Origin of the sequence: Pseudoclavibacter sp. 13-3 (assembly GCF_021168475.1) — a bacterium.
Lineage (GTDB): Bacteria > Actinomycetota > Actinomycetes > Actinomycetales > Microbacteriaceae > Pseudoclavibacter_A.
The window spans coordinates 1-26,412 of record NZ_JAJOZT010000007.1 but is presented as its reverse complement, the minus strand read 5'-3'; the positions used below and the strand labels follow the sequence as shown (position 1 = coordinate 26,412).

The 26,412-nt window shown below is 64.4% G+C and carries 22 protein-coding genes and 1 pseudogene; 6 read left to right on the top strand and 17 right to left on the bottom strand.

What is annotated here, in order from left to right; genetic code table 11:
* Nucleotides 1–588 precede the first annotated feature (588 nt).
* The 10 genes and pseudogenes from LRX77_RS10260 to sdhC all read right to left on the bottom strand — a co-directional run bounded on the left by LRX77_RS10260 (nt 589) and on the right by sdhC (nt 10,744).
* The gene (locus tag LRX77_RS10260) at nt 589–2,034 is read right to left on the bottom strand and encodes an MFS transporter (protein WP_231832809.1); all 1,446 of its coding nucleotides are present in this window, start codon (nt 2,032–2,034) and stop codon (nt 589–591) included.
* Between the two features lie 224 nt (nt 2,035–2,258).
* Nucleotides 2,259–2,849, bottom strand: a pseudogene (gene ribA, locus LRX77_RS10255) (GTP cyclohydrolase II); the annotation flags it as partial.
* A 10-nt stretch (nt 2,850–2,859) separates the two neighbouring features.
* Nucleotides 2,860–3,948, bottom strand: coding sequence for a bifunctional diaminohydroxyphosphoribosylaminopyrimidine deaminase/5-amino-6-(5-phosphoribosylamino)uracil reductase RibD (gene ribD, locus LRX77_RS10250; protein WP_231832808.1), 1,089 nt, complete (start codon nt 3,946–3,948; stop codon nt 2,860–2,862).
* Between the two features lie 99 nt (nt 3,949–4,047).
* Complete coding sequence (trpS, locus tag LRX77_RS10245) at nt 4,048–5,049, bottom strand: tryptophan--tRNA ligase (RefSeq protein WP_231832807.1); 1,002 nt, start codon at nt 5,047–5,049, stop codon at nt 4,048–4,050.
* Between the two features lie 37 nt (nt 5,050–5,086).
* Nucleotides 5,087–5,974, bottom strand: a complete 888-nt coding sequence (locus LRX77_RS10240; protein ID WP_231832812.1) for an exodeoxyribonuclease III — start codon at nt 5,972–5,974, stop codon at nt 5,087–5,089.
* 175 nt (nt 5,975–6,149) lie between these two features.
* Nucleotides 6,150–7,190, bottom strand: a complete 1,041-nt coding sequence (locus tag LRX77_RS10235) for a YihY/virulence factor BrkB family protein (RefSeq protein ID WP_231832806.1) — start codon at nt 7,188–7,190, stop codon at nt 6,150–6,152.
* A gap of 49 nt (nt 7,191–7,239) precedes the next feature.
* Nucleotides 7,240–8,070: a succinate dehydrogenase iron-sulfur subunit gene (locus LRX77_RS10230; RefSeq protein WP_231832805.1), complete on the bottom strand. Its 831-nt coding sequence runs from the start codon at nt 8,068–8,070 to the stop codon at nt 7,240–7,242.
* A 2-nt stretch (nt 8,071–8,072) separates the two neighbouring features.
* Nucleotides 8,073–9,875 (bottom strand): succinate dehydrogenase flavoprotein subunit, encoded by a 1,803-nt coding sequence (gene sdhA / locus LRX77_RS10225; protein ID WP_231832804.1) that lies wholly within the window; start codon nt 9,873–9,875, stop codon nt 8,073–8,075.
* A gap of 39 nt (nt 9,876–9,914) precedes the next feature.
* Nucleotides 9,915–10,349: a succinate dehydrogenase hydrophobic membrane anchor subunit gene (locus LRX77_RS10220; protein WP_231832803.1), complete on the bottom strand. Its 435-nt coding sequence runs from the start codon at nt 10,347–10,349 to the stop codon at nt 9,915–9,917.
* 17 nt (nt 10,350–10,366) lie between these two features.
* Nucleotides 10,367–10,744 (bottom strand): succinate dehydrogenase, cytochrome b556 subunit, encoded by a 378-nt coding sequence (gene sdhC / locus LRX77_RS10215; RefSeq protein WP_231832802.1) that lies wholly within the window; start codon nt 10,742–10,744, stop codon nt 10,367–10,369.
* A 211-nt stretch (nt 10,745–10,955) separates the two neighbouring features.
* Between sdhC and LRX77_RS10210 the strand changes: the two genes are divergently transcribed.
* Together LRX77_RS10210 and LRX77_RS10205 are read left to right on the top strand one after the other, a co-directional pair.
* The gene (locus LRX77_RS10210; RefSeq protein ID WP_231832801.1) at nt 10,956–12,080 is read left to right on the top strand and encodes a mannose-1-phosphate guanylyltransferase; all 1,125 of its coding nucleotides are present in this window, start codon (nt 10,956–10,958) and stop codon (nt 12,078–12,080) included.
* 46 nt (nt 12,081–12,126) lie between these two features.
* Nucleotides 12,127–13,278 (top strand): adenosine deaminase, encoded by a 1,152-nt coding sequence (locus LRX77_RS10205; RefSeq protein WP_231832800.1) that lies wholly within the window; start codon nt 12,127–12,129, stop codon nt 13,276–13,278.
* Nucleotides 13,279–13,284: 6 nt separating this feature from the next.
* Here the strand turns inward: LRX77_RS10205 and hrpB are convergent, their stop codons facing one another.
* From hrpB to LRX77_RS10190, 3 genes are read right to left on the bottom strand one after another with little or no spacing between them, the layout of a single operon-like run.
* Complete coding sequence (gene hrpB, locus LRX77_RS10200) at nt 13,285–16,005, bottom strand: ATP-dependent helicase HrpB (protein ID WP_231832799.1); 2,721 nt, start codon at nt 16,003–16,005, stop codon at nt 13,285–13,287.
* Nucleotides 16,002–17,777: a phospho-sugar mutase gene (locus tag LRX77_RS10195; RefSeq protein ID WP_231832798.1), complete on the bottom strand. Its 1,776-nt coding sequence runs from the start codon at nt 17,775–17,777 to the stop codon at nt 16,002–16,004. Before LRX77_RS10195 ends, hrpB begins: the two co-directional genes overlap by 4 nt.
* Nucleotides 17,774–18,646 (bottom strand): purine-nucleoside phosphorylase, encoded by an 873-nt coding sequence (locus tag LRX77_RS10190; protein ID WP_231832797.1) that lies wholly within the window; start codon nt 18,644–18,646, stop codon nt 17,774–17,776. The genes LRX77_RS10195 and LRX77_RS10190 overlap by 4 nt, the downstream gene beginning before the upstream one ends.
* Nucleotides 18,647–18,688: 42 nt before the next feature.
* On the opposite strand from LRX77_RS10190, the gene LRX77_RS10185 reads away from it, so the two are divergent.
* On the top strand, nt 18,689–20,113 hold the full coding sequence (locus LRX77_RS10185) for an NAD(P)H-quinone dehydrogenase (RefSeq protein ID WP_231832796.1): 1,425 nt from the start codon (nt 18,689–18,691) through the stop codon (nt 20,111–20,113).
* A 48-nt stretch (nt 20,114–20,161) separates the two neighbouring features.
* On the top strand, nt 20,162–21,187 hold the full coding sequence (locus tag LRX77_RS10180; RefSeq protein ID WP_231832795.1) for an LLM class flavin-dependent oxidoreductase: 1,026 nt from the start codon (nt 20,162–20,164) through the stop codon (nt 21,185–21,187).
* A gap of 106 nt (nt 21,188–21,293) precedes the next feature.
* Here the strand turns inward: LRX77_RS10180 and LRX77_RS10175 are convergent, their stop codons facing one another.
* Together LRX77_RS10175 and LRX77_RS10170 are read right to left on the bottom strand one after the other, a co-directional pair.
* Nucleotides 21,294–21,938, bottom strand: a complete 645-nt coding sequence (locus LRX77_RS10175) for an MAE_28990/MAE_18760 family HEPN-like nuclease (protein WP_231832811.1) — start codon at nt 21,936–21,938, stop codon at nt 21,294–21,296.
* Complete coding sequence (locus LRX77_RS10170; RefSeq protein WP_231832794.1) at nt 21,938–23,035, bottom strand: DUF262 domain-containing protein; 1,098 nt, start codon at nt 23,033–23,035, stop codon at nt 21,938–21,940. The genes LRX77_RS10175 and LRX77_RS10170 overlap by 1 nt, the downstream gene beginning before the upstream one ends.
* Nucleotides 23,036–23,418: 383 nt before the next feature.
* On the opposite strand from LRX77_RS10170, the gene LRX77_RS10165 reads away from it, so the two are divergent.
* Entirely contained in the window at nt 23,419–23,709 is a 291-nt protein-coding gene (locus LRX77_RS10165) for an Lsr2 dimerization domain-containing protein (RefSeq protein WP_231832793.1), read from the top strand.
* Between the two features lie 62 nt (nt 23,710–23,771).
* Nucleotides 23,772–24,746: an IS481 family transposase gene (locus LRX77_RS10160; RefSeq protein ID WP_231832810.1), complete on the top strand. Its 975-nt coding sequence runs from the start codon at nt 23,772–23,774 to the stop codon at nt 24,744–24,746.
* Here LRX77_RS10160 and LRX77_RS10155 read toward each other — a convergent pair.
* Both LRX77_RS10155 and LRX77_RS10150 read right to left on the bottom strand, forming a co-directional pair.
* Nucleotides 24,743–25,258, bottom strand: coding sequence for a hypothetical protein (locus LRX77_RS10155; protein WP_231832792.1), 516 nt, complete (start codon nt 25,256–25,258; stop codon nt 24,743–24,745). The genes LRX77_RS10160 and LRX77_RS10155 overlap by 4 nt on opposite strands.
* Nucleotides 25,259–25,376: 118 nt before the next feature.
* Nucleotides 25,377–26,315, bottom strand: coding sequence for a toll/interleukin-1 receptor domain-containing protein (locus tag LRX77_RS10150; protein WP_231832791.1), 939 nt, complete (start codon nt 26,313–26,315; stop codon nt 25,377–25,379).
* Between the last annotated feature and the right edge of the window lie 97 nt (nt 26,316–26,412).

Sequence of the window (26,412 nt, the reverse complement as noted above, 5' to 3'; positions counted from 1 at the left end):
GCGACAACATCCTCCACACGCTCACCCGCGAGCACCCGCTCGATCACACCAACCCGCTCAACCAACCCCACATGCCGCACAACACCCTCCAAAAGAACATGTTGCACTCACCACCTGAAACCGCCCGTCGAGTTTGCGAAAAAACGCCTTAAGAACGCGCCGTAGCGTGAGTTTCTACAATCTCGACAGCCCGAGCATGAGTTTCTGCAATCTCGACTGTTCGACCGTGCTTTCGTGCAGTCTCGACAGCGCCGGCCCACATCGGGCCAGCAGAAGGGGTGCTCGAGCGAAGAGGGGAAGGGAAGAGGGGAGATGAAACGAAGGAAGGGGAACAGGGAAGGGAGATGGGCAAGTGCCTGGTGCCGATGAACAGCATCCGAGCTTGCAGGACTGCGTCTGCAGCGGTTACTCGAGGTGTGGATGCAGCCGGTGAAGGGCAGGCCGCACGCCGCAGAGCGCAGATGCAGGCCACAGAGCAGAGGCGAACGGGCTCGACGAGCACAGAGAAAGGGGCCTCGGACACATGGTCCGAGGCCCCGGGGTGCACGGCGCATCCCCCGATCTGCCGTGCGGTCTGGAGTGACGAGGTCAGACCTCGTCGAGGTCGATATCTTTCGTCTCAGGGCTGAAGAGCAGGGCGACGAACGTCAGCACTGCGCTCAGCGACAGGTAGACGCCGACCCACACCGGATTGCCATTTCCCTGGGCCCACAGCCACACGGCGATGATCGGAGCCAGCGCTGCGCCGAGGATCGAGCTGATGTTGTAGGCGATCGCCGAGCCGGTGTACCGGGTCTCGGTGGGGTAGAGCTCGGGCAGGAACGCGCCCATCGGGCCGAAGGTGATGCCCATCAGCGTGAAGCCGATGATCAGGAAGCCCTGTGCGAGCGCTCCGGTGAACTTCGGGTCGGCGTTGGGCAGCAGGAAGAGCTGGAACAGCAGACCGAAGATCACGATGGCACCGGTCACCCAGATCAGCAGCTTGCGACGGCCGACGCGGTCGGCGATCGGACCCGAGAGCAGGGTGAAGATGCCGAAGAAGATCACACCGATGATCATCATCATGACGAAGTTGTTGTACGAGAAGCCGAGCCCGGGGTAGAAGCTCGACGGGTCGAACGTCTTGCCGGCCTTCTCGGCTGCCTTCGCAGCGGTCTCGGCGCTGGCGGGCTTGGTGCCGTATGACAGCGTGAAGGCGGTCATCAGGTAGAAGAGCACGTAGGTTGCGAGCATCGCGAAGGTGCCCAGGATCAGCTGCCACCAGTTCTTGCGCAGCACCTCGCCGAGCGGCAGCTTCTTGACCTTGCCCTGCTTCTTGACTTTCGCGAAGCTGTCAGACTCGACCAGGTGCATGCGCACCCAGAGGCCGACGATCACCATCAGCGCGCTGAACAGGAACGGAATGCGCCATCCCCACGCCTGGAAGGCGGCGGACTGCAGTGAGGCGTCGCCGCTCTCGTGCGGCAGCAGTGCGTTGATCGCGAGAAAGAGCCCGTTGGCGATGATGAAGCCGATGGGTGCTCCGACCTGCGGAAAGGTGCCGAACCAGGCGCGCTTGCCCTTCGGTGCGTTCTCAGTGGCGACCAGCGCCGCGCCTGACCACTCGCCGCCCAAGGCGAACCCCTGTGCCAGACGCAGAATGAGCAGCAGCACGGCGGCGGTGATGCCGATGTCGTGGTAAGTGGGCAGCAGACCGATCAGGAAGGTCGCGATGCCCATGGTGAGCAGGCTCCAGATCAGCGTGGTCTTGCGGCCGACCTTGTCACCCAGGTGGCCGAAGACCAGCGCGCCGATCGGGCGGGCGATCATGGCTGCGCCGAAGACGGCGAACGAGGCGAGCAGAGCGACCGTGTCGTTGCCTGCCGGAAAGAAGAGGGCTGGGAAGACCAGCACCGCCGCCGTTGCGTAGACGTAGAAGTCGTAGAACTCGATCGTGGTGCCGATGAGGCTGGCAAGCACCACACGAGACGTGGGATTGGCCGGCTGGTTCTGCTGACTGGCGCCGGCGGGGGCCGTCGCTGTTGCTGTGGACATCGTGAAGAGACTCCCAATGAGAATGCGTGGTCGCGTCGTTCGGGCCGACCGGTGCGTGGTCAGGCCATTGGCGCTGAATATGAACACCCATGTTTGGGGGTGAGAAGAACACATGACGACGATGGTCGTGTGTGCGTGAGCAACGCTTGTGGCGTGCTGCCCTATATTACGTCCTGGTTACGATATTGACAAGAAGATCACAGTGCGGGAATGTCCGCCTGCGTTCAGAGGTCGGGCGGAAGAATGTGCCCCATGCGGTCGCGCTTCGTCTCGAGATAGCCCTGATTGAACGCATTCTCGCCGACCACGAGCGGCACTTGATCGGTGACCGTGATGCCGTGCTGCTCGAGGTCGGTGCGCTTGAGCGGGTTGTTCGTCAGCAGCCGCACATGGTCGACGCCCAAGTCTGCGAGAATGGCGCAGGCGGCGCCGTACTCTCGTTCGTCGTCGGCGTGCCCGAGGGCACGGTTCGCGTCGACGGTGTCGAGACCCTGCTCTTGCAGTCGGTAGGCGCGCAGCTTCTCGAGCAGCCCGATGCCGCGGCCCTCGTGCCCGCGCAGGTAGATGACCATGCCGCCCTGAGCGTCGATCATGCGCAGCGCCGCGTGCAGCTGCGGGCCGCACTCGCACTTCTGCGAGCCGAGCACCTCGCCGGTGAGGCACTCGGAGTGCACGCGCACCAGCGGGTCGTCGTCGAGAGGACGCTCAGAGATGACGGCGAGATGGTCGGCTCCTGTGACGAGGTCGCGATATCCGCGCACGCGGAAGACTCCGTAGTCAGTGGGGATGCGGGTCTCGACCACGAATTCGACGCGGTCTGTGCTGTTAGCCAAGTGAACCATCGCCTTCTATTCTCGCACGCCACAGCACGTCTGGACCCAGCGGCGTCGTGGTGACGTCGGTGAGGCGCAGCGCGTCACCGATGCCGGCCACGTCGATCTGCTGCACGGCGAGCCTCGGCCCGCCGATCAGCACGGGGGCGCTGTAGACGTGCAGTTCGTCGACCAGTCCGGCGCGCAGAAAGAGGGACGTTGTGGTGGGGCCGCCTTCGACGAGCACGCGTCGCATGGCGTCGTCGCCGTCGAAGAGCGCGCCCAACAGATCGATCAGCTGAGGGCGCACGCGGCACCCCGGCTGCACGCGCAGGGCTCGCAGGTCGAGCGGGGCATCCACCACACGGTCATGGGCGGCACGCAGCCGCGCGCCGAGGCTGGAACCGGGCGCGGTGCCCAACACGACGGGCACCGGCTGGTGCGTGCGCAGCGACCCGTCGGCGAAGCGCGCCGTGAGCGCCGGGTCGTCAGCGGCGACGGTGCCGGCTCCGACGATGATGCCGTCGACCTCGCCGCGCACGACATGGGCATGGGCACGAGACTCGGGCGAGGTGATCCACCGTGACGAGCCGTCTGCGGCGGCTGCCCGGCCGTCGAGCGACATGGCCAGCTTCGCGATCACCCATGGGCGGCGGCGGCGCATCGCCGCGAACCAGTCGTGATTGACCTGTTCGGCCTCGTCGTGCAGCACGCCCGAGACGACTTCGACGCCGTTGGCTGCGAGGCGCTCGGCTCCGTGCGCCGAGGCGTCTCCGGGGTCGTCCACGGCATAGACCACCCGCGCGACCCCGGCGTCGATGAGCGCCTGGGAGCAGGGACCGGTGCGTCCGACGTGGTCGCAGGGCTCGAGCGAGACCACGGCGGTCGCACCGCGAGCCTGCTGCGCCGATACCTGTGTCAGCGCGTCGACCTCGGCGTGCGCCGTGCCGGCGCCATGGTGCCAGCCCTCGGCGAGCGGGACGCCGTCGGCGCCGAGCAGCACGCAGCCCACTCGCGGGTTGCCGCCGCTCAGCGGGCCGCGCTGCGCGAGGTCGAGAGCGCGACGCATGGCCGTGATCTCGACGGGCAGCGGTTCAGACATGGTCATCCTCATCTGCAACGGCGACGACGTGCGCGGCATTCCGTCAGGTCGACGGCCGCGTGCGGATGCGCGGTGCCGGCATCGCTGTCGGCACCGGTCTCAGCGCGCCGAGACGAAGCCGATTCGGTCGTAGACCTCGGCCAGGGTCTTCGAGGCGATCTCGCCGGCGCGCTCGGCGCCGATCGCGAGGAGTCTGTCGAGTTCAGCGGGGTCGTCGAGCAGCTCGAGCGCACGCGCGCGGATGGGAGAGAGCGCCTCGACGACGATGTCGGCGAGCTCTTTCTTAAGGTCGCCGTAGCCGCGTCCGGCGTACTGCTCTTCGAGCTCGGAGATCGACGCGCCGGTGAAGACGGCGTTGATCGCGAGCAGATTCGAGACGCCGGGCTTGTGCTCGCGGTCGAAGCGAATCTCGCGGTCGTCGTCGGTCACCGCCGAACGAATCTTCTTGGCGGTCTTCTTCGGGTCGTCGAGCAGCCGGATCAGACCGGCGTCACTGGCCGCAGACTTCGACATCTTGGCCGTCGGGTTCTGCAGGTCGTAGACCTTCGCGGTCTCGTCGGGGATGTACCCCTCAGGCAGCGTGAACGTGTTGCCGAAGCGCGAGTTGAAGCGCTGACCGAGCGTGCGGGTGAGCTCGAGGTGCTGCTTCTGATCGATGCCGACCGGCACCAGATCGGCGTTGTAGAGCAGGATGTCGGCGGCCATCAGCACCGGATAGGTGAACAGGCCGACCGAGGTGTGGTCTGAGCCCTGTTTCGCCGACTTGTCTTTGAACTGGGTCATGCGGCTGGCCTCGCCGAAGCCGGTGATGCATCCGAGCACCCAGCTGAGCTGGGCGTGTGCGGGCACGTGCGACTGCACGAAGAGTGTCGAGCGCTCAGGATCGATGCCGGCGGCGATGTACTGAGCCGCCGTGCCCCGGGTGTTGCGGCGCAGCTGCTCGGGATCCTGGTCGACGGTAATCGCGTGCTGATCGACGACGCAGTAGATGGTGTCGTAGTCGTTCTGCAGGCTCACCCAGTTGCGCAGGGCTCCCACATAGTTGCCGAGATGTAGAGAGTCGCTGGAGGGCTGCATGCCCGAGAAGATGCGTTTCACCATGAACCCCAGTCTAGCCCCGAGCGTGTGCCGTTCTGGTTCAGAGCTGGTAGTCGACCACGACCGGCGAGTGGTCGGTGAAACGCTGATCGTACGCCGCCGGGCGATCGACGAAATAGTGTCTGGCCGCTGCCGCCAGTCGAGGTGTGGCCGCCTGATAGTCGATGCGCCACCCGGCGTCGTTGTCGAAGGCCTGCCCGCGCCACGACCACCACGTGTAGGGGCCCGGCTGATCTCCAGCTGCCGCCCGACCGAGATCGACCCAGCCGAGCCCGCGGCCCAGGTCGGTGCCGTCGAGACGCTGATACCGCTCGCCGGTGCGGCCGAAGAACTGGTCGAAGTAGGCGCGCTCCTGAGGCAGAAACCCGGCCCGCTTGAGGTTCGACCGCCAGTTGCGAATGTCGATCTGCTCGTGGCACACATTGAGGTCGCCCATGAACACTGCGCGTTCGTGCTCGGTCGGCAGTTCTGCGAGCCGTTCACTCATCGCCTCGAGCATGCGGTACTTCTCGACCTGTTTCGGGGTGTCGACCTCTCCCGAATGCGCATAGACGCTCACCAGCGTGACGGGCGTGCCGTCGACGTCGAGGTCGACTTCGAGCCACCGACCCGAGGCGTCGAAGTCGTCGTCGCCGATCTGGGTGCGCGTCTCACCAAGCGGTAGGCGTGACACGACGGCCACGCCGGCACGGCCCTTCTGCGTGCAGACGTCGTCAGCGATCTGCCAGCCCGGCAGCAGCTCGCGCAGCTGTTCGCCCGATGCCCGTACCTCTTGCAGAGCGATGACGTCGGGCTGAGCCGCCTCGATCCACGAGGCGATGCCCTTGCGAAAGGCCGCGCGGATGCCGTTGACGTTGACCGTGGCGACGCGCAGCGCCCCCTCGGGCTTCGGCGTCTCGGCGGATGCGCGGGTGCGGGCCGCCTGCATGTTGATGCCCGGCTTGGGCTTCGGCTGCTCTGCGACCGGGGGCGGCGCGATGATCGTCTCGTGCAGGGTGGGGGAGAGGGCAGGCTGGTCGTTGCTCATGACGCCGATTGTAGGTGATGCCGCCGACACCCCTCGTCGCCGCATGGCATGCCTCGTCAGTGCGGCGGCATCCGCGTCATCGCGCGTCGGTGTCTGGCTCGGCGGTCTTGATGGCGGAGTCGGGCACCTCGACGGGCAGCGGACTCTCGACGGCATCGGGGCCGCGCACGGCATCCTGCAGGCGACTCGCACCCCAGAAATCGAGATCGCCGTCATGTCGCTCGTTGACCTCGTGGTCTGAGACGACGACGGCCAGCCATGCGGCGGTGATGAGCACGGTCTGACTGAGCAGGTTGAACCACAGCAGCAGGCCGACGATGGTCAGAAAGCCGGCGAGCAGCGGGTTCGAGCCGCCGCCGATGAGCGAGCCGCCGATGGCTTTCAGCAGAGTCGTCGCGACGGCGCCCCAGACGACCACCGGCAGCATGCGGCGCACTGGGACGACCACCTGCGCGAGCACGCGCATGATCACGACCAGGATGACGATGTCGAGCAGCAGCGAGATCAGCAGCGACCCGACCGTCACCAGCAGCCACGAGAGCATGCTCTGCTCGCCGAAGCCGAGCAGCCCAGAGATGCGGCGACCGAGGCCGGAACTGACCGTGGACGCGAGGGCCGAGATGACGACGAGCAGGCCGAAGCCGATGAGCAGCGCCAGGTCGCGCAGCTGTGCGACGACCGGCTGCTGGGGCAGGGGAGAGCGGCCGAACTGTGCGCGCACGCCGGTGCGCACGGCGCCGAGCCAGCCGAAGAGGGTGAAGATCAGCGAGACGAGTGCCACGGCGCCGGTCCAGGTCAGAGCTGACGGCACCCCCTGCAGTGTCTGCGGGCTGATGGCGCCGCCGTCGCCAGTGTCGATGAGTCCGGGCACCGACTTGGCCAGGTAGTCGACGAGCGCGTTCCAGACGGTCTCGGAGCGGGTGATGAAGAGTCCGATGATGCTGAAGAGCGTCCAGACTCCTGCGAATGCGGCGAAGAGCGAGCTGTAGCTCATGCCGCCGGCGAGCACCGTGCCGCCGCGGGAGGTGTAGTGCGCCATCACACGCGCCGGTCTGGTCTGCATCGCCCACGCGACGAGACCTTTGACCGTGCTGACCGGTTTCGGCTGAGCGCTCATGCCCCAATCGTATCGGCAGGTGTCGCGAGGCGCTCAGCCGATCACGGAATCAGCGGTGACCGCGAATGGCCGCCTGCTTGACCTCGGCGATCGCTTTCGTGATCTGGATGCCGCGCGGGCAGGCCTCGGTGCAGTTGAAAGTCGTGCGGCAGCGCCACACGCCCTCTTTGTCGTTGAGGATGTCCAGACGCACCTGGGACTCGTCATCACGTGAGTCGAAGATGAACCGGTGGGCGTTCACGATGGCGGCCGGGCCGAAGTACTGGCCGTCGGTCCAGAAGACCGGGCAGCTCGTCGTGCAGGCCGCACAGAGGATGCATTTGGTCGTATCGTCGAAGATCTCGCGATCCTTGATGGTCTGGAGTCGCTCGCGGCCCTCCGCGGGCTCCGAGTGCGCCTGGAGGAAGGGCTGCACGTCACGGTAGGCCTTGAAGAAGGGCTCCATGTCGACGACGAGATCCTTCTCGAGGGGCAGCCCCTTGATGGCCTCGACATAGATCGGCTTGTCGATGTCGAGGTCTTTGATCAGCGTCTTGCAGGCCAGACGGTTGCGACCGTTGATGCGCATGGCGTCCGAGCCGCAGATGCCGTGTGCGCAGGAGCGACGGAACGTCAGCGAGCCGTCCTGCTCCCATTTGATCTTGTGCAGCGCGTCGAGCACACGGTCGGTCGAGTACATCTCGACGTCGAACGACTCCCAACGGGGTTCGGTGTCGACGTCGGGATCGAAACGGCGGATGTTGAACGTGACGGTGAACGGCTTCACCGAGGCGTCATGCGCCGACGGTGCGTGCTTCGACCGGTCGGCAGCATCGGCGCTGTAAGACTCGGCGTGTGCCTTCGAAGTGACGTCTTCAGGGGTCGCGGCAGCAGTCGCCATGATCAGTACTTCCTCTCCTTGGGCTCATACCGGGTGAGCACGACGGGCTTCCATCCCAGCGTGATGTGCGAGCCGGGCTCCCCCTCGTTGGGATCGCCTGTCAGATAGGCCATCGTGTGCTTGAGGTACTTCGCGTCGTCGCGCTTCGGGTAGTCGTCGCGCATGTGACCGCCACGGCTCTCCTTGCGGTTCAGCGCGGCCGCGATCAGCACTTCGGCGAGATCGAGCAGGAAACCGAGCTCGACGCCCTCGAGCAGATCGGTGTTGAACCGACGGCCGTGATCGTGGATGCTGATGTGCTGGTAGCGCTTGCGCAGTGCCCGCACGTCGTTGGCAGCCTGAGTCAGCGTCTCTTCGGTGCGGAACACCTGTGCGTTGGTGTCCATCGTCTCTTGCAGCTCTTTGCGGATCTGCGCGAGCGACTCGCCGCCGTCGTTGTCGCGGATGCCGTCCAGCAGATCGATGACGCCCTGCTCGGCGGCATCGGGCAGCGGAACGAACTCCGCCTCACGCGAGTACTTGACAGCCTGACGACCGGCGCGCTTGCCGAACACGTTGATGTCGAGCAGCGAGTTCGTGCCCAGACGGTTGGCGCCATGCACTGAGACGCACGCGCATTCGCCGGCGGCGTAGAGGCCGGGCACGTTGTCTTTGATGGTGCGCAGCACCTCGCCGTTGTTGTTTGTGGGGATGCCGCCCATGGCGTAGTGCGCTGTCGGATAGACCGGCACCGGCTCGACGACCGGGTCGACGCCGAGGTAGGTGCGGGCGAACTCGGTGATGTCGGGGAGCTTGGTCTCGAGTACCTCAGCGCCCAGATGGGTGCAGTCGAGCAGCACGTAGTCTTTGTTCGGGCCGACGCCGCGACCCTCCTGGACCTCTTGGACCATGCAACGGGCGACGATGTCGCGAGGTGCGAGGTCTTTGATGGTCGGCGCGTAGCGCTCCATGAACCGCTCGCCGTTCGCATTTCGCAGAATGGCGCCCTCACCACGGGCGCCCTCGGTGAGCAGAATGCCCAGACCGGCGAGGCCTGTCGGGTGGAACTGGAAGAACTCGATGTCTTCGAGGGGCAGGTGCTGGCGCCAGATGATGCCGACGCCATCACCGGTCAGCGTGTGCGCGTTCGACGTCGTCTTGAACATCTTGCCGAAGCCGCCAGTCGCGAAGACGATCGACTTGCCCTGGAAGACGTGGATGTCTCCGGTGGCCAGCTCATAGGCGATGACCGCGGCGGGGCGACGTTCGCCGTCGACCTCGTTGAAGACCAGGTCGAGCGCGTAGTACTCGTTGTAGAACTGGATGCCGAGCTTGACGCAGTTCTGGTACAGCGTCTGCAGAATCATGTGACCGGTGCGGTCAGCCGCGTAGCACGAGCGGCGAACCGGCGCTTTGCCATGCTCACGGGTGTGCCCGCCGAAACGCCGCTGGGCGATCTTGCCGTCTTCGGTGCGGTTGAAGGGCAGGCCCATGTTCTCGAGGTCGATGACGGCGTCGATGGCCTCTTTGGCCAGAATCTCGACGGCGTCCTGGTCGGCGAGGAAGTCGCCGCCCTTGACGGTGTCGTAGGTGTGCCACTCCCACGAGTCTTCTTCGAGGTTCGAGAGAGCCGCAGCCATGCCGCCCTGAGCGGCACCGGTGTGCGAACGGGTGGGGTAGAGCTTGGTGATCACTGCGGTGTCGGCATGGGGGCCGGCTTCGATCGCGGCGCGCATGCCGGCGCCGCCGGCACCGACGATGATCACGTCATGCTTGTGGTAGTGAACGGTGTAGTCGCCGTTCTTGGTCGTTGAGGTCTCAGTCATCTCAGTCTTTCATCGCCTTTGACTTGGCGCCGTCAGGCGTCACTTCGTGCAGAACTGCTGCCAGTCTGCGTTCAGGTTGGGATCGGCGCAGGGGTCGAATCCGAAGACGACCCAGGTGCCGAGAATGATCAGCACGCCTGCAGACGCGAAGATCGCGATGCGCAGGCCCTTGGCCACGCGCTGGTTCTCGACGTAGTCGTTGACGATGGTGCGCATGCCGTTGGCGCCGTGCAGCAGTGCGAGCCAGAGCATGAGGATGTCCCAGACCTGCCAGAACGGGTTGGCCAGTTTGCCGGCGACGAAGCCCCAGTCGACCTGGTGGATGCCATCGCCGGTGAGCAGGTTGAAATAGAGGTGCCCGAAGATGAGCACGACGAGCAGAACGCCCGAGCCGCGCATGAACAGCCACGCGAACTTCTCGCGGTTCGATCGCCTGTGCGGTGTGCGGGCGGGTTTCTCGATGGTGACGGTCATTGTCGTTCAGCCCTTCCCTAGAACCCGAACACGTGTGACAGGTGCTGCGGCACGAAGAAGATCATCAGTGCGAGCCAGACGATCATCACGGCGTAGAAGAGGCCGCGCTGGTACTGCGTGCCCTTCGACCAGAAGTCGATGAGAATGACGCGCAGGCCGTTGAGCGCGTGGAAGGCGATCGCCGCGACCAGTGCGATCTCGCCCAGACCCATGAGAGGGTTCTTGTAGGTGCCGATGACCGCGTTGTACGCCTCAGGAGAGAGGCGAACGAGCGCGGTGTCGAGAATGTGCACCAGCAGGAAGAAGAAGATGGCCACGCCGGTGATGCGGTGGAAGACCCACGACCACATGCCTTCTCGGCCACGGTACAGGGTACCGGCTGGTTTCGGTGACACGAACAACCCTCCTTGGTTGAGTACGCCCAGCAGCAGAAACGCCAGACGCTGACTGTGTTGGGGCAAGTCTAGACCCGGGGTGCGCGCGCATATCAGTAAGGTCTGCCTAAGCAACCGGCGAAAAGATGTGCGCAGTACTGACTTCTCCGACACCTGTCGTCGGCTGGGGAAGTCGATGTCGAGAACAGGCGGCTCTGATACGCTCTTGTTCATGTCTGCACCTGCCGCTGACCACTTGTATGCGATCATCCCGGCGGGAGGTGTCGGTTCTCGCCTGTGGCCGCTGTCACGAGCGAAAGAGCCCAAGTTCCTCCTCGACCTCACCGGATCAGGCCATTCTCTGCTGCGCTCGACCTGGGACCGCATCGTCCCGCTGATCGGCCGCGACCACATCATGGTGGTGACGGGGGCGGCGCACCGAGCCTCGGTCGTGAGCCAGCTGCCCGATCTCGACGGCGACAACCTGGTGCTCGAGAGCGAGCCGCGTGACTCGACCGCAGCCATCTGCCTGGCCGCCGCACTCATCGCACGTCGTGACCCGGAGGCGATCGTGGCCTCGTTTCCCGCCGATCATTTCATCGGCGACGAGCGGGCCTTCCGCGAGGTCGTCACCGAAGCCGCTCAGGTGGCCGAGACCGGCCGGCTGGTGACCATCGGCATCACTCCGACGTCTCCCTCGACCGGTTTCGGCTACATTCGCACCGGCGGAGCACTTGACCCTGACGGTTCGTCGGGGCTGCCGAGGAGCGCACGCGCGGTGACCAGCTTCGTCGAGAAGCCGAAGGCCAGCGTCGCGCGGGAGTACGTCGCCAGCGGCGAGTACCTCTGGAACGCAGGCATGTTCGTGGCTCGCGCGGCCGACCTGATGGTCTGGCTGCGAGAGAGCGAACCCGAGCTGGCCGCGGGCATCGAGCGCATCGCCGATGCCTGGGGCACTCCGGCCGTCTACGAAGAGAAGGCCAAGACCTGGCCGAAGCTCAAGAAGATCGCAATCGACTACGCCATCGCCGAGCCGGTCGCTGCGGCCGGTCAGGTCGCGGTGATCCCGGGCGACTTCGACTGGGACGACGTGGGCGACTTCTCTGCCGTTGCCCGGCAGGTGCGCAAACGCAACCCCGGCAACCTGGCCATTCTCGGCGAGGCGAGCGTGCTCTCCGAATCGAGCACCGGCGTGCTGGTCAGCGAGACCGACCGCCTGATCGCGATCATCGGAGTGCAGGATCTCGTCGTCGTCGACACCGAAGACGTGCTGATGATCACCACCAGTGAGCACGCCCAGCGTGTGAAAGAGATGGTGAACATGGTGCGTCAGACGGGTAACGAGAACCTGCTCTGAGCGCTTCGCCGCCTGACGGTGTCATCGGCTCCGCTAGAGTTGGCCCATGAGCGCTGAGCACGATTCCGCAGAAGACCGAATCCTCGAAGACGACACCCTTGATCTGACCCTCGAAGGGGTCGACTTGGTCGAGGTTCCCAAGATCAGTCTGCACGACCATCTCGACGGCGGTCTGCGCCCTGAGACCATCGTCGAACTGGCCGATCAAGCCGGTCTCGAGCTGCCGGTCGACGATCCAGACGAGCTCGGCGACTGGTTCGCCGACAGCGCCGACTCCGGTGACCTCATCACCTACCTCAAGACCTTCGACCAGACCGTCGGCGTCATGCAGACCGCCGACTCGCTCGCCCGCGTCGCCCGTGAGTTCGTCGAAGACTCGGTCGACGACGGCATCATCTACGTCGAGGCGCGCTGGGCTCCGGAACAGCATCTCGCCGCCGGCCTCACCCCAGAGGCAGCGGTCGAGGCGGTCGCGGCCGGCTTCGAAGAGGGCATGCGTGACGCCGCCGAACGCGGCTATCAGATCGAGGCCAACCAGATCGTGACCGCGCTTCGACACAACGATCGCTCGCTCGAGATGGCCAAGCTCGCGGTGCGGTATCGCGACGCCGGCGTGGTCGGGTTCGATCTGGCAGGCCCCGAGAAGGGTTTCCTTCCGTCGCGACATCACGAGGCGCTCGACTACCTGGCGCGCAGCTTCTTTCCGACCACGGTGCACGCCGGTGAGGCCGACGGCCTCGCCTCCATCGTGTCTGCCCTGATCGACGGCCGCGCGCTGCGGCTCGGCCACGGCACGCATCTGGTCGATGACATCCAGCTGATCGACGAGGGCGACGACTCCGACGAGGTGCTGGCCGTGCTCGGCGACGTCGCCGCCTGGGTGCGTGACCGCGGCATCGTGCTCGAGACCAACCCGTCGTCGAACCTGCAGACCGGTGCCTTCACCGGCTCGTTCGACGAGCATCCGCTCGACCTGCTCTACCAGCTCGACTTCCGGGTGACCGTGAACGTCGACAACCGGCTGCAGTCGAACACCACGCTCACCGAGGAGTTCTCGCGCGTGGCGCAGGCGTTCGACTACGGTCTCGACGACCTCGCCGTGCTGACGCTGAACGCCGCCGAGGGAGCCTTCCTGCCGGCGACCGATCGTCAGGATCTCGCCGATCGCGTCATCGCCTTCTACGACGAGCTGGACTGACCCCGATCAGCGGCGCTGGGCCCGTTTGGTGCCTCGCGTCGCCGTCGCGGCGGTCGGGTCCTCCGGCCAGGGGTGCTTCGGATAGCGCCCGCGCATCTCGGCGCGCACCTGGCGGTAGCCGTCCTGCCAGAATGAGGCGAGATCCATCGTGACCGCGAGCGGGCGCCCTGCCGGCGAGAGCAGCTGCAGCTGCACCGGCACGCGCCCGTCGACCAGGTGCGGCACCTGCTGCCAGCCGAAGCACTCCTGCAGCTTCACCGCGAGCACCGGCGGAGCGTCGTCATCGGTCGGGTAGCGCACCCGCACCCGCGAGCCGGACGGCACCTCGAGGCGTTCCGGCACCAGAGCATCCAGCCGCGCCGCGTCGGGCCAGGGCAGCAGTCGACGCAGAGCGGATGCCAGGTCGAGCCCGGCCGTCGAGGCGCCGGTGGCGAGGCGCTCGATCTCAGGGGCGAGCCAGTCGTCGAGACGGGCGCCGAGTGCGTCGTCGTCGACGGCCGGCCAGGGATCGCCCAGCTCGCGATGCAGCATCCGCAGTCGGTCGCGCAGCTCGCGCGCACTCTCAGACCATCGCAGCGAGGCGAAGCCGTCGGCGGTGCCGAGCAGGCTGCGCACCTGCGCACGGGCATCGGCCGCGGCCAGACGCGCGGGCGTCCGCGACAGCTCGATCGCGCCCAGCCGGCGTACGCTGCGGGCGCTGAGTCGGCCGTCGTGCCACTCGCTCTCGACCGTCTCGTCGATCATCCCGGCGCCGATGATCAGAGCCTCGTCCCCGGTCAGCGGGGCGGCGGCGCGGATGATCGCACCCGAGCCCTCGCCGGTGCGCGCCACGCTCACCTCGCTGATCGCCAGCCACGGAGACCCGCGCAGGGCGGAACCGCGCGGCAGCACCGCGCCGGTGCCCGAGGCGAGCTGGTAGCTCAGCGATGCGTCTCCAGGCCGCAGGCGAGCGAGGCGTTCGGGGTAGGCGAGCCCGGCGATCGCCGCGACGGCTGCACCTGCGCTGATCGACGAAGGCACAGACTCGCCGCTCGCTGTGCGGCGGTGGTCGAGATCCCGGTCGGGCACGAGGGCGACGAGTCGGCGCACATCCTGCTTCCAGCGTCGGGCGGCCGCCGGCGAGACGGATGCTGCAGCGGGCTCGCGCGGCCCGCCGTGACGCAGCCCGCGCAGCAGGGCCGGCAGGTCGCCTCCGGGAGCATGCGCGTCTGACTCGACTGCCGCCACGGCTTCGGCGGCCAGCGTCACCGCCGATCGCCGATCGCCGTGGATCAGCGCCGCGCCGTCGATCATCGCGCGGGCCAGCCGCGGGTGCACCGGCATCCGAGCGATCAGCCGCCCGAGGCCGGTGACGCGCAGATCCGACGTGTCGCCCTCACGTGTGAGCGCACCCAGCCGAACCAGCGTGCGCTGGGCGAGCTCGAGCGACGACCGCGGCGGGGCATCGGGCAGCGTCAGCTCTCGAGCATCGGGGTCTCCCCAGAGGGCCAGCATCAGAGCGGCCTCGGTGAGGTCTGCGGTGGTGATCGCCGGTCGCGACTGCGCGGGTGCCGACGCGAACTCGGCTTCACCGTAGCAGCGCACGACCGTGCCGGGGCCCAGACGAGCGGCACGACCGGCGCGCTGCACCGCCGCCGCACGTGACGCCGGCACGGTCACGAGGCCAGACATTTCGCGCATGGCATCGAGCCGCGGTTCGCGCGAGAGACCGGAGTCGACGACGGTGTGCACGCCGGGCACGGTCAGCGAGGTCTCGGCGATCGACGTGGCCACGATCACACGGCGCTCGTGGGCGCCTAAGGCAGAGAGCGCCGCTCGCTGAGCCGAAGCCGGCAGAGAACCGTGCAGCGGGAGGGCGGTCAAACCGGCGTCGCGCAGGCGGGCGATCACGGCATCCACCTCACGGCGGCCGGGCAGAAAGGCGAGCACGGTGCCCTCGGTATGCTCGCGAGCCCTGGCCGCGACGACCTTCGAGACGTGCTGCAGAAAGCCCGGTGTGACGCCGCGGGCGTCGAGCCGTTGGGCGCCTGCCGGCAGCGGCCGCCATTCGACGGCGAGCGGGTGCAGAGGCACCTCGGCGGTGAGCACCGGCGCCGACTCGGCGAGAGTCAGACCGGCGGCGGATGCGGAGGCCGGGTCGGTCGCACCATCGGCGAGCAGTGAGCTCCAGCGCTGTGCGTCGAGCGTTGCCGACATCACGATCAGGGCGAGATCGCCGCGCAGCAGGGCCACCTCACGGAGCATGGCGAAGAGCAGGTCTGCGTCGAGGTCGCGCTCGTGCACCTCGTCGATCACGACGGCGTCGACGCCCGTGAGCTCGGGGTCGGAGGTCAGCCGGCGAAGCAGCAGACCGGTGGTGACGAATTCGACCTGTGACCGCGGCCCGACGCGGCGCTCGCCGCGCACGGCGTAGCCGACTGTGTCGCCGATGCGAGTGCCGCTGAGCTCCGCGAGCCGTTCGGCGGCAGCGCGTGCGGCGAGCCGACGCGGTTCGGTGACGATGACCCGACCGGCTACCGCATCGGCCACGGCTGGTGGCACAACCGTCGTCTTGCCCGACCCGGGTGGAGCTTGCACGACGGCGAAGGCCGGAGCGCCCGCGGCGCGCGCGAGCACATCGTTCAGCTGGGGAACCAAGGAGGCCGCGGGGAGCCCGGCGCCGATGGCACGCAGGTCGAAGGCCCCGCGCTGCGCGTCACCCGCGGTGGGCCAGGCCGCAGATGTCATCCCAGGCGCAGGTGCTGCTGCCACCAGTCGCGCAGCTGAGCCAGCTTTGCCGTGTTCTCGGCCGCAGCTGCGGCCGGATCGGTCAGGCCGCTCGACACGTCGAGGTAGATCTTGAGCTTCGGCTCGGTGCCCGAGGGGCGCACGATGACGCGTGAGCCGTCGGCGAGCGAGTAGCGCAGGATGTCTGCCGGAGGCAGACCGTCGAGGCCGTGCAGCAGGTCGTCGTGAGCGACGACGTCGAGACCGGCGACAGCGGTGAGCGGCTCGGCTCGCAGAGCGTCTGTGGCCTGAGCGATGAGGGCACGGTCGGCGACGCGGATGGCCACCTGGTCGCTCGCCGCAGAGCCGTAGTCGGCTGCGATGCGCCGCAGTGCGTCGGCGACGGTATGGCCCTCGCTCTTCAGCCGAGCGGCCAGCAGCAGGAACAGAGCGGCGGCAGAGATGCCGTCTTTGTCGCGGACCAGCTCGGGGTCGACGAGGTAGCCGAGCGCTTCTTCGTAGCCGAAGATCAGGTCGGGCACGCGGTTCACGTATTTGAAGCCGGTGAGCGTCTCGACGTGCGTGATGCCGTAGTGCTCGGCGATGCGGCCGAGCAGCGGGCTCGAGACGAGCGAGGCGGCGAGGGCTCCGGGGATGCCCGGGCGATGCTCGCTGGCGATCAGGTCGCCGAGCAGCCAGCCGACCTCATTGCCGGTGAGACGACGCCAGCCGCCCTCGGCGGCGGCGTCGGGAATGGCCACGGCCAGCCGGTCGGCGTCGGGATCGTTGGCGATGACGAGATCGGCTCCCGTTTTGCGAGCCAGTGCGAACGAGAGGTCGAGGGCGCCGGGCTCTTCAGGGTTCGGAAACGCGACGGTGGGAAAATCGGGATCTGGATCGATCTGCTCGGCGACCGTCGCCGGCGCCGGAATGCCCAAGGTCTCGAACAGCCGTGCGGCGACCTCCCAGCCCACACCGTGCATGGCGGTGTAGACGAAGCCGAGCCCCTCGGCCGAGGTCTGCGGGGCGCGTCTGGCGACCGCGGCAGCGGTCTCGGTGACATAGGCGTCGATGACGTCTTCGCCCAGAACGCGGTAGGCCTGCGACCGCGGCAGCTGGTCGACGGTGAAGTCACGGGCGATCTGGTCGATGTGCGCGGCGATGAGCCGATCGGCCGGGCTGATGATCTGTGAGCCGGCGTCGATGCCGCCCAGATAGACCTTGTACCCGTTGTCAGCGCCGGGGTTGTGGCTGGCTGTCACCATCACGGCGGCCGAGGCATCGAGGTGGCGCAGCACGAAGGCGGTGACCGGAGTCGGCAGGTTGCGCGGCAGCAGCAGCGCGTCGACGCCGGCGGCCTGCGCGAGCTCTGCGGTGTCGCGGGCGAAGATCTCGGAGTTGTGGCGGCCGTCGTAGCCGATGACCAGCGTCGGGCGCTCGTCGTCGGCGTGCTCGACCAGATAGGAGGCGAGGCCGGCAGCGGCCTGCGACACCAGCACGCGGTTCATGCGGGCGGGACCGGGACCCATCTCGCCGCGCAGCCCGGCGGTGCCGAATGCCAGTCGCTCGTCGAACTCGCTGTGCAGCGTGCTCACCGCCTGCTCGTCGCCCTCGCGTGCCAGAACGATCTGGTCGTCGAGCAGCTTCGAGGTCTTCGGATCGGGATCCTGGTCGCGCCACTGCTCGGCCTGAGCGACCAGAGCGGTGAGCTGCTCGAGCTCGGCGGCGTCGCCGGGTTCTCGACCCGGCACGTCGGTGTGCGTGTTCCCCTGTGCGTTGGCGGTATCGTTCATGCGATGTTCTCCAGTATCTCGGCAAGCAGTTCGGTGAGCTGCGGCGCCGCATCCAGGCCGGCCTGAACGACCTCGGCATGGCTCAGCGGCTGGGCAGAGACCCCAGCCGCGGCGTTCGTCACCAACGACAAGCCTAGAACCTCCAGGCCCAGGGCGCGACTCGCGATCGCTTCGAGGGCAGTGGACATGCCCACCAGGTCGGCTCCGATCGCCCGCGCCATGCGCACCTCAGCCGGAGTCTCGTACTGCGGGCCGCGAAACTGGGCATAGACGCCCTCGTGCATCTTCGGATGCCGCGCGCGCACCGCTGCGCGCAGTCTCGGAGAGTAGACGTCGGTCATGTCGACGAAGGTCGGGCCGCTCAGCGGCGAGGTGCCGGTGAGGTTGACATGGTCGCTGATCAGCACCGGGCTGCCGGGTGCGAGCGTCGGGTCGACCCCTCCACAGCCGTTGGTCAGCACGATCGAACTCGCCCCGAGCGCGGCGGCGGTGTGCACGCCATGCACCACCGCATCCACACCGCGCCCCTCATAGAGATGCGTGCGCGCGGCGATCAGCAGCACCCGGCGGCCTGATGACGTCTGCACGACCTGCAGCGTGCCCGCATGGCCGGGCACGCCCGACACGTGAAAGCCGGGCACCTCGGGCGCGGGCAGCGTCGCGAGCGTGGTGCCGAGCCGGTCGGCGGATGCTCCCCAGCCCGATCCGAGCACCACCGCCCGATCGATGCCCGGCACGCCGGAGCGCTGCCTGATCGTCTCTGCCGCTCGTCGGGCGAGCGGCGTCGGTGTGCTGCCGGATGCCGCCGGCGCGTAGGGTGCAGATGTGACGGTCTCTGATGAGTCATCTGGGCTGGCGGAAGCTGTCATACTGATAACGATAGGCAACTCGGCAGAGGGAGAACACCGCACATGGCATACGAGTTCGGCGACAAGCACGATCTGGTGGTCATCGGAGGGGGGCCGGGCGGTTACGAGGCGGCGCTGACCGGCGCTCAGCTCGGCGCCAATGTCACCCTCGTCGAACGTCATGGGGTCGGGGGCTCTGCCGTGCTCACCGATGTGGTGCCTTCGAAGGCGCTCATCGCCGTGGCAGAGGCGACCACACAGGTCGCGAACGCGCAGCGACTCGGCGTGCAGATCTTTGCGCCGGGCAGTGACGAGCCGATCGCTCCCGATTACCGCATCGATCTGAAGACGGTGAATCATCGTCTGCTCGACCTGGCCCGGCAGCAGTCGGCCGATATGGCGGCGACCCTCGAGAAGCAGGGCGTGCGCATCGTCAAGGGCACGGGGCGGCTGCTCAACCACCATGCCATCGCGGCTGATCTTCCCAACGGAGAGGTCAGCGAGTTCCACGCCGACACCACGGTCATATCGGTCGGCGCTCACCCGCGCAAGCTTCCGAGCGCGATGCCCGACGGCGAGCGCATCCTCACCTGGACGCAGCTGTACCAGCTCGAAGAGCTGCCCCAACACCTGATCGTGGTCGGCTCGGGCGTGACCGGTGCCGAGTTCGCCAGCGCATTTCGCCATCTCGGCAGTGAGGTCACGCTCATCTCGAGCCGCGACCGGGTGCTGCCCGGGCAGGACGAAGACGCCGCACGGGTGATCGAAGAGGTGTTCCTGCGCGAGGGCATGAACGTGCTCTCGAAATCTCGCGCCGAGAGCGTGGTGCGCGAAGGCGACGAGGTCATCGCCACGCTCAGCGACGGCAGCACGGTGGTCGGCAGTCACTGTCTGATGGCGGTCGGATCGATTCCGAACACGGCCGGGCTGGGGCTTGAGGGCGCCCGAGTGCAGACGACGGCATCCGGTCACATCAAGGTCAACCGCGTCGCCCGTACCTCGGTGCCCGAGATCTATGCCGCCGGCGACTGCACCGACTTCTTCCCGCTCGCCAGCGTGGCGAACATGCAGGGGCGAACCGCGGTGTTCCACGCGCTCGGCGACGCGGCACAGCCGATCAAGCTGCGCAACGTGGCCTCGAACATCTTCACCGCCCCCGAGATCGCCTCAGTCGGCTGGTCGCAGTCGCAGATCGAAGAGGGGCTCGCCCAGGGCGTCATCTACAAGTACCCGCTCGCCGAGAACCCGCGCGCCAAGATGCAGAACATCAGCGACGGCTTCGTGAAGCTCTTCGCACGCACGCAGTCGGGCACGGTCATCGGCGGCGTCGTCGTGGCGCCCAAGGCAAGCGAGCTGATCTTCCCGCTCGCCCTCGCGGTCGAGCAGCGGCTGACCGTCGACCAGGTCGCGAACGCGTTCGCGGTCTATCCGTCGCTGTCGGGCGCGATCACCGATGCGGCTCGCGCGCTGCACATGCTGAAGGGCTGAGAATCCGCAGTCGGGAATGTCTGCCGAATCAGTTCGTTGTAGCTACATGTGAAAAACATCGCATTCCTGTCATTCGGGCACTGGCAGAACTCCATTCATTCGCCCGTGCGCACCGGCGGCGACTCGCTGCTGCAGTCGATCGATCTGGCTGTGGCCGCCGAAGAGATCGGTGTCGACGGCGCGTACTTCCGTGTGCACCACTTCGCTCAGCAGTTGGGGGCTCCGTTCCCGCTGCTGGCCGCGATCGGCGCACGAACCTCGCGCATCGAGATCGGCACCGGCGTCATCGACATGCGCTACGAGAACCCGCTGTACATGGCAGAAGATGCCGGCTCGGCAGATCTCATCGCTGCGGGCAGGCTGCAGCTCGGCGTGAGCCGCGGGTCGCCCGAACAGGTGATCGACGGTTTTCGCCACTTCGGGTACCAGCCCGAAGACCACGACCCCGAGGGTGCTGAGATGGCGCGCGAGCACACGGCTCGTTTTCTCGAAGTCATCGAGGGTGAGGGCTTCGCCGAGCCGAACCCGCGGCCGATGTTTCCGAATCCGCCGGGCCTGCTGCGCGTCGAGCCGTACTCGCCGGGCCTGCGCGACCGTATCTGGTGGGGCGCCGGCTCTCGGAAGACTGCGGAGTGGACGGCGCGCCAGGGCATGAACCTGATGAGTTCCACACTGCTCACCGAAGACACCGGCGTGCCGTTGAGCGTGCTGCAGGCCGAGCAGATTCGGCTCTTCCGCGCTGCGTGGAAAGAAGCGGGCTGGGAGCGCGAGCCGCGAGTGAGCGTCAGCCGCAGCATCATGCCGATCACCTCCGATCTCGATCGGCGGCTGTGGGCCGGGCGTGATGAGAGCCATGACACGGTCGGCTGGATCGATTCGAAGACGGTCGCTCGGTTCGGGCGCAGCTATGCCGACGAGCCCGATCGCCTCGTCGAGCAGCTCGCACAGGACGAGGCCGTCGCCGAAGCCGATACGCTCATGCTGACGGTGCCCAGCACGTTGGGGGTCGAGTACAACACGCATCTGCTGCGCAGCGTCGTCGAAGACGTCGCACCCGGTCTCGGCTGGCGGTAGGTAGCTATCTGAGACGCCCATAGTCGTAGTTGTGTGAGATTGTTCGCACTGCGGCTATGGCGGTCTTAGACCAGTGGATCTGGATACTGAGGGGTGCTCCTGGATGCTAGTGCATCAAATAATCTTTCTGCGATGCCGCATTCCGTACATCATCTGTGAAGAGCTCAAGAAGCTCAAGAACATCTGAATGTAGCTTTGAGAAGTCGTCAGAAGTAATCTCTAAGAATTGTCCATGCGCAATGGTATTTCGTCGGTCCACAAGCTCTTCATCGATCAGTTTTGAACGTGAGGCATACTTGGCCTGTCTAGGCAGCCCTAAACGTTCAATAATGTCAGCAAATACAGTTGAAGATAAGTTGCTGTCAGTCTGAACTAGATCCTCGGATAGCTTAGCTCTCTTTGCCAATCCGTCATGAATGAATGATGCAAAGAGGTTATGTTTCTTTGCTTTAGAGGCTTCTTCGACTCCACTGAGCTTGGTTTTAATAGCATTGCCTAGGAAAGCTGTACTTAGATCGGTGTATTTGGGGGCTTGGGTGTTGACATAGCGAATATATAATTTTGAGACATTCTTGACCCATCCCTCCCAATGTCCATAGAGAAATAGTAATCCAGACCTTAAGTTTGCCTTTTGGGCAGCGTCTGTTGTTCTTTCTATATTTCGTTTCGCAATTGTTAGCTCGCGCTTACGCCAAACAGTCTCATCAGTAATGAAGTCGTCTAGCTCTTCCAGTGTGTGTATTTTTGGCATCACGCACTTAGGATCTGGCGACCTTGCGGAATCATCTGCTTGAGGCGAGCCTCCGTGGACTTTCCCGTTGCGAACTTCTTGTTCAACTCAGGGTTGCTCCAGAAGTCGATTGCCGCTTGGCGCAGATCCTGGCGGATAGTTAGGTTGTTAGCAATCAAATATCCTAACGGAACGGCAAGTGCTTCAAAGGAACTATTTAAGAATCCACCGGTAAATGCTTCCTTTTGTAGATCCCAGCGTCTTAAGATGTCTTCGTCAGCTTCGCGCAACTTATCGAAAGAATTTTTGAAGTTCTTTTCTTGAACTTTAGAGTTCTCGCTGTTCCTAGAGAAGTTGAGGGCCCGCTTAAACGAGAAATCCTCTAGTGCATCTTGGAAATTCCGTATTTGACTGATTTCTGCATCAGTCTTTGAATGAAGAAACAGGAAGCGTAAGACGAGCTCTTCGTCGTACTTCTGTAACTTGCTGGTATCAGGTAGGCGTAGGAGAGTGGTGAATGAATCGTAGTTTGCAAGCTCTTGCAGCCATTCAACAAAATCAGGGCTGACACCGACAAGCTGTGCATTCCGAATCTCTTGAGTCGAAAGCTTTGAACCGAACGAATTAAGTCGTTGGAACAAATCAAACTTAGTTTCTCTGTCAGAGGCCCTTTGTACAATTTTTATGTCAATCTTGGCACGCTTGATGTCCAGCCGCTGAGCAGAAGTCAATGAAGACTGGGTATCTGAGTCCCAAACGACTCCTTCAAGGGAGGGCAAATATTTCGTCCCTGTTAGCGTTAATGGGGGGAAATCTCCATCGTCTAGTAGTCCTTGTAGTTGAAGAAGAGTGCTGACTCGCTGGAGCCCATCTACTAATTCCCATCTGCCTTTCTCATCTTGGGCAACAAAGATCGAGGGGAGGGGTATCCCAATGAGAATACTTTCGATTAAACGTGATTTCTGGTCATTGTCCCAGCGGAATAATCGTTGAAATGGTGGTCGTATGATCAGTTCTTTATCTCGGTAGAGATTTGTTAGCTCTCCAATGCTCATGGGATACCCATCGGTGGAGATGGTACGTCGCGCTGTTTCCAGCTCGCTCTCTAAGGATTCCATTGATAGCCAACCAATCTTCAACGATCTTGTTAGCCTCTGTAGGAGGCGTACTCCTATGGTATAGCTTAGAAGGCTTTTATTTGTTTTTAGACCGGCATTGTTTTCAGATTACCCGAGTCCAGCTGCGGGATACTGAGGCTTTGGGGGAGAGTCATAGTAGCGCTGTGGGAGTCAGTCTGAGACGTGGTGTTGCAGTGATGCACGCCCCGTCATGGGGCACTGAGACGGTCTTAGACCACCGGATCTAGCTGCTGAAGGGTAATCGCCTCTGCCGTGTGACAGCAGTGCTCGAACGTACTGGCAAGGTTGGGCGGGTACTCCCAGCCCATAGAGCTAAAGCCCAGACCTCTCGGCTGGGCTTTGCTTTTTGTAGCTGTTAGTCGATGATCGACGACTTCGACGGCACTCCCATCGAGGAAGGACACGGCGGCCCCGTGAGCTTCAGCTTCGAGGGCAAGCACTATTCCATCGACCTCACAGAAGAGAACCGGACCAAGTTCGAGGCGCTCCTCGTCCCCTACGTCGAGAAGGCGCGGCTGTTGGACTCGGGCTCAGTGGTGACAGGTGCAGCCGTGCCGGACGTTACAGCTGTGCTTTCGGCAAATGTGGGCGATCTTGAGGCCGCGCAGAAGAAGGCTCTGTTCTTCCCAGACTCGTTGTGGCCGTTGGTGTGATTAGGTGAAGGTCTCCGGGATGATGTGGGTTACCGCACTCGCATCTTCCACAGGAGGCCTTCATATCTCACGCTAACGCAGTTCTCGCCCCGGCGGGTCGGCTGAGACTCGCTCAGGTCATCGTCGATGATGGGTGGCCGATTCGGCGGGCCGCTGAGCGCTTCCAGGTCTCGCCGACAACGGCAGCACGCTGGGCTGCCCGGTACCGGGCCGGTGAGTCCATGGCCGACCGTTCCTCCAGGCCGCATCATTGCCCGTCGCGGTCCTCGACGCATCTGGAACGGCGGGTGATCGCTCTGCGGTTCACGCGCCGGTGGGGCGAGCACCGCATCGCCTGGAGGCTTCGGGTCCCGCACGCGACGGTCGGGCGGATCCTCGCCCGGTACCGGATGCCGAGGCTGTCGTGGCTGGACCAAGCCACCGGACTGCCAGTCAGACGCCACCCGGCGAGGCGTTACGAGCACGAGCACCCGGGGGATCTGGTCCACATGGATATCAAGAAACTCGGCCGCATCCCCGATGGCGGCGGTCACCGCGTCTTCGGACGTCAGACAGGGCGACGCAACACGCGGCGGACGAGTTCGCCTCGCGGGTATGCGCACCTGCACCACGTCATCGACGACCACTCCAGGCTCGCCTACTCCGAGATCCTCACCGACGAGCGCAAACAGACCGTCACCGCGTTCTGGAGCCGGGCCGTCGACTGGTTCACCGGCCAAGGCATCCAGATCAGCGCGGTCCTCACCGACAACGGCCCCGCCTACCACTCGAAACTATTCAACCAGGCACTCGCTGACGCCGGTATCAGACACCGCTACACGCGCCCGTACCGGCCGCAGACGAATGGGAAGGTCGAACGGTTCAACCGCACACTCGCCACCGAATGGGCCCACGCGAAAACCTACCGCTCAGAGACCGAACGAGCCGACTGCTACCAAGACTGGATCCACCACTACAATCACCACAGACCCCACACCGGAATCGGCGGCCAACCACCAGCATCACGCGTCCCCAACCTCACTGGGAAGAACAACTAGGCTTCGTTGGGCTGATCGTCGCTCCCTCCGAGAGCCTCCATGCCGATCTTGCCGCCTACAAAGACCACGCCCAACAAAGCAACTGATCCAATTGCGCCGAGCGTATAACGAGATAGTTCCTTTAAGAATTTCTTGTTTTCTGTGTCCTTCTTGAACTCTTGCTCACCTGTCTTGACAATGAGGTCGATGATGTAGCGCCTGTCCTCGGAAGTCAGATCTTCCTTGGCTAACTCTCCCTTGAGTATTTCTCGGATGGCCTCCCACGCTTGATGAGTCTGGGCCTGGCTCTCCTTGTTTCCTGCGAGAGCCTTCTCTTGAGTTTCTTGGATCGAATCGATGACCTTGAGAGCGAAATCTTTGAATACCGGGAACTGCTCCACAATCTTGAGTCGAACTTCTCTGTCCATGTCAGGCATCATGGCAGCGAAACGGGTCACCTTGTCTTTCGATAGATTTCTCCAGCTCTCTATGCCTAGTGCCTTCATAATGGCAACTTCGCTGTCATACTTCACCGTGACCTCCCAAACTATGGCTTGGTGGCAGCTTACCTTGAGCCACTGACATGTCACAGGAGCATCTGCATCAGTACGCGAGAAAGGTGATCGCCGTTGTGCTTTTTGGCTAGAAAACTCAGAACGGAGTATCCAGCCCTAATGCTGGTGCTGCCACCGGTGGAGTAAGTTTGGGCAAGTCAAGAGGCCAAGTATGGGCATGCTGCTTGTAATAGGCTTTCAGATCTGTGGTTGCGTTCCGAGCATAGGTAACTTGATCGTTGCTCCTGATAGTGTCGTCGAGCCCGGCCCACTGGGCAGGGGATAGCTCAGCAAGGAGAACAATTTTTGCTGCAATCCTATTTGAATCGATGTAGCTACGGGACGTTTTAAGCGCAGTGAGGAGACCCTCTGCTAGCTTCATTGAAAACTGAGGTTGTGAGCTGAGCCAAGTAATAATCTGGTCAGCGGCGAGTGAGGGATTGTCGTCTGAACCCATCGGGTACTGTATTCGGCCTACGAAGCCGTCGGGGTCCGAGCCCAGCCTGATGGCGTAGTACGGCTTAGCCGAACCAAGCGCCCAGCAGATCTCCTGCTGACACCACTTGCTTTCATTCACCTCTGGGTGCTGTAGTACTACGAAGGCATCCATGGTCCGCAGGCCGAGTTCGATCTGGTTCTGCCAGACCTCGTTGACTTTCATGGAGACATGAGCGACGAAGCCGTCAATGCCAGAAGCCGCGAGTTCGTCGGACATCCTAGTTGCGAAGGCTTTGTGCTTTGCTGAGTGGGAGACAAACAATCGGAGCATTCCGTCCTTCCAGATCGGAAGGGACTTCAGCTGGGCTTCTGCCTTCTCCTGGGTAGTGAGACCATCGACGGCTTGCCCTGTAGCTACACGGTACATGTTTATGAGGGTCTCATCGCTCATTTCGGCTACGGCTGCTGCGAAGTCGTACTCGTCGTTGACGTAGCCGGATACCTGAGGGAGTCCAAACTCGTGGAGCAGAAGATTCACCCTTGAGAATGACCACTTGTTGCGATCGGACGGGTCTGCTGTGGGTTTGGTTGACTCCAAGGTTGTGTGTCTTTCGGGGCATACGGAAGGATGTTGATCATGCCGAAGAAGTACACGGATGAGTTCAAGGCCGATGCGGTGGGTCTGGTGGAGTCGG

Excerpts from the sequence above, each read along its gene's own strand:
- LRX77_RS10170 (WP_231832794.1), bottom strand. The coding sequence starts at position 23,035 with ATGGAATCCTTAGAGAGCGAGCTGGAAACAGCGCGACGTACCATCTCC.
- ribD (WP_231832808.1), bottom strand. The coding sequence starts at position 3,948 with ATGTCTGAACCGCTGCCCGTCGAGATCACGGCCATGCGTCGCGCTCTC.
- LRX77_RS10205 (WP_231832800.1), top strand. The coding sequence starts at position 12,127 with ATGAGCGCTGAGCACGATTCCGCAGAAGACCGAATCCTCGAAGACGAC.
- LRX77_RS10165 (WP_231832793.1), top strand. The coding sequence starts at position 23,419 with ATGATCGACGACTTCGACGGCACTCCCATCGAGGAAGGACACGGCGGC.
- LRX77_RS10175 (WP_231832811.1), bottom strand. The coding sequence starts at position 21,938 with ATGCCAAAAATACACACACTGGAAGAGCTAGACGACTTCATTACTGAT.
- hrpB (WP_231832799.1), bottom strand. The coding sequence starts at position 16,005 with ATGACATCTGCGGCCTGGCCCACCGCGGGTGACGCGCAGCGCGGGGCC.
- LRX77_RS10190 (WP_231832797.1), bottom strand. The coding sequence starts at position 18,646 with ATGACAGCTTCCGCCAGCCCAGATGACTCATCAGAGACCGTCACATCT.
- LRX77_RS10185 (WP_231832796.1), top strand. The coding sequence starts at position 18,689 with ATGGCATACGAGTTCGGCGACAAGCACGATCTGGTGGTCATCGGAGGG.
- LRX77_RS10260 (WP_231832809.1), bottom strand. The coding sequence starts at position 2,034 with ATGTCCACAGCAACAGCGACGGCCCCCGCCGGCGCCAGTCAGCAGAAC.
- LRX77_RS10240 (WP_231832812.1), bottom strand. The coding sequence starts at position 5,974 with ATGCAGGCGGCCCGCACCCGCGCATCCGCCGAGACGCCGAAGCCCGAG.
- LRX77_RS10235 (WP_231832806.1), bottom strand. The coding sequence starts at position 7,190 with ATGAGCGCTCAGCCGAAACCGGTCAGCACGGTCAAAGGTCTCGTCGCG.
- LRX77_RS10210 (WP_231832801.1), top strand. The coding sequence starts at position 10,956 with ATGTCTGCACCTGCCGCTGACCACTTGTATGCGATCATCCCGGCGGGA.
- trpS (WP_231832807.1), bottom strand. The coding sequence starts at position 5,049 with ATGGTGAAACGCATCTTCTCGGGCATGCAGCCCTCCAGCGACTCTCTA.
- sdhA (WP_231832804.1), bottom strand. The coding sequence starts at position 9,875 with ATGACTGAGACCTCAACGACCAAGAACGGCGACTACACCGTTCACTAC.
- LRX77_RS10195 (WP_231832798.1), bottom strand. The coding sequence starts at position 17,777 with ATGAACGATACCGCCAACGCACAGGGGAACACGCACACCGACGTGCCG.
- LRX77_RS10220 (WP_231832803.1), bottom strand. The coding sequence starts at position 10,349 with ATGACCGTCACCATCGAGAAACCCGCCCGCACACCGCACAGGCGATCG.
- LRX77_RS10230 (WP_231832805.1), bottom strand. The coding sequence starts at position 8,070 with ATGGCGACTGCTGCCGCGACCCCTGAAGACGTCACTTCGAAGGCACAC.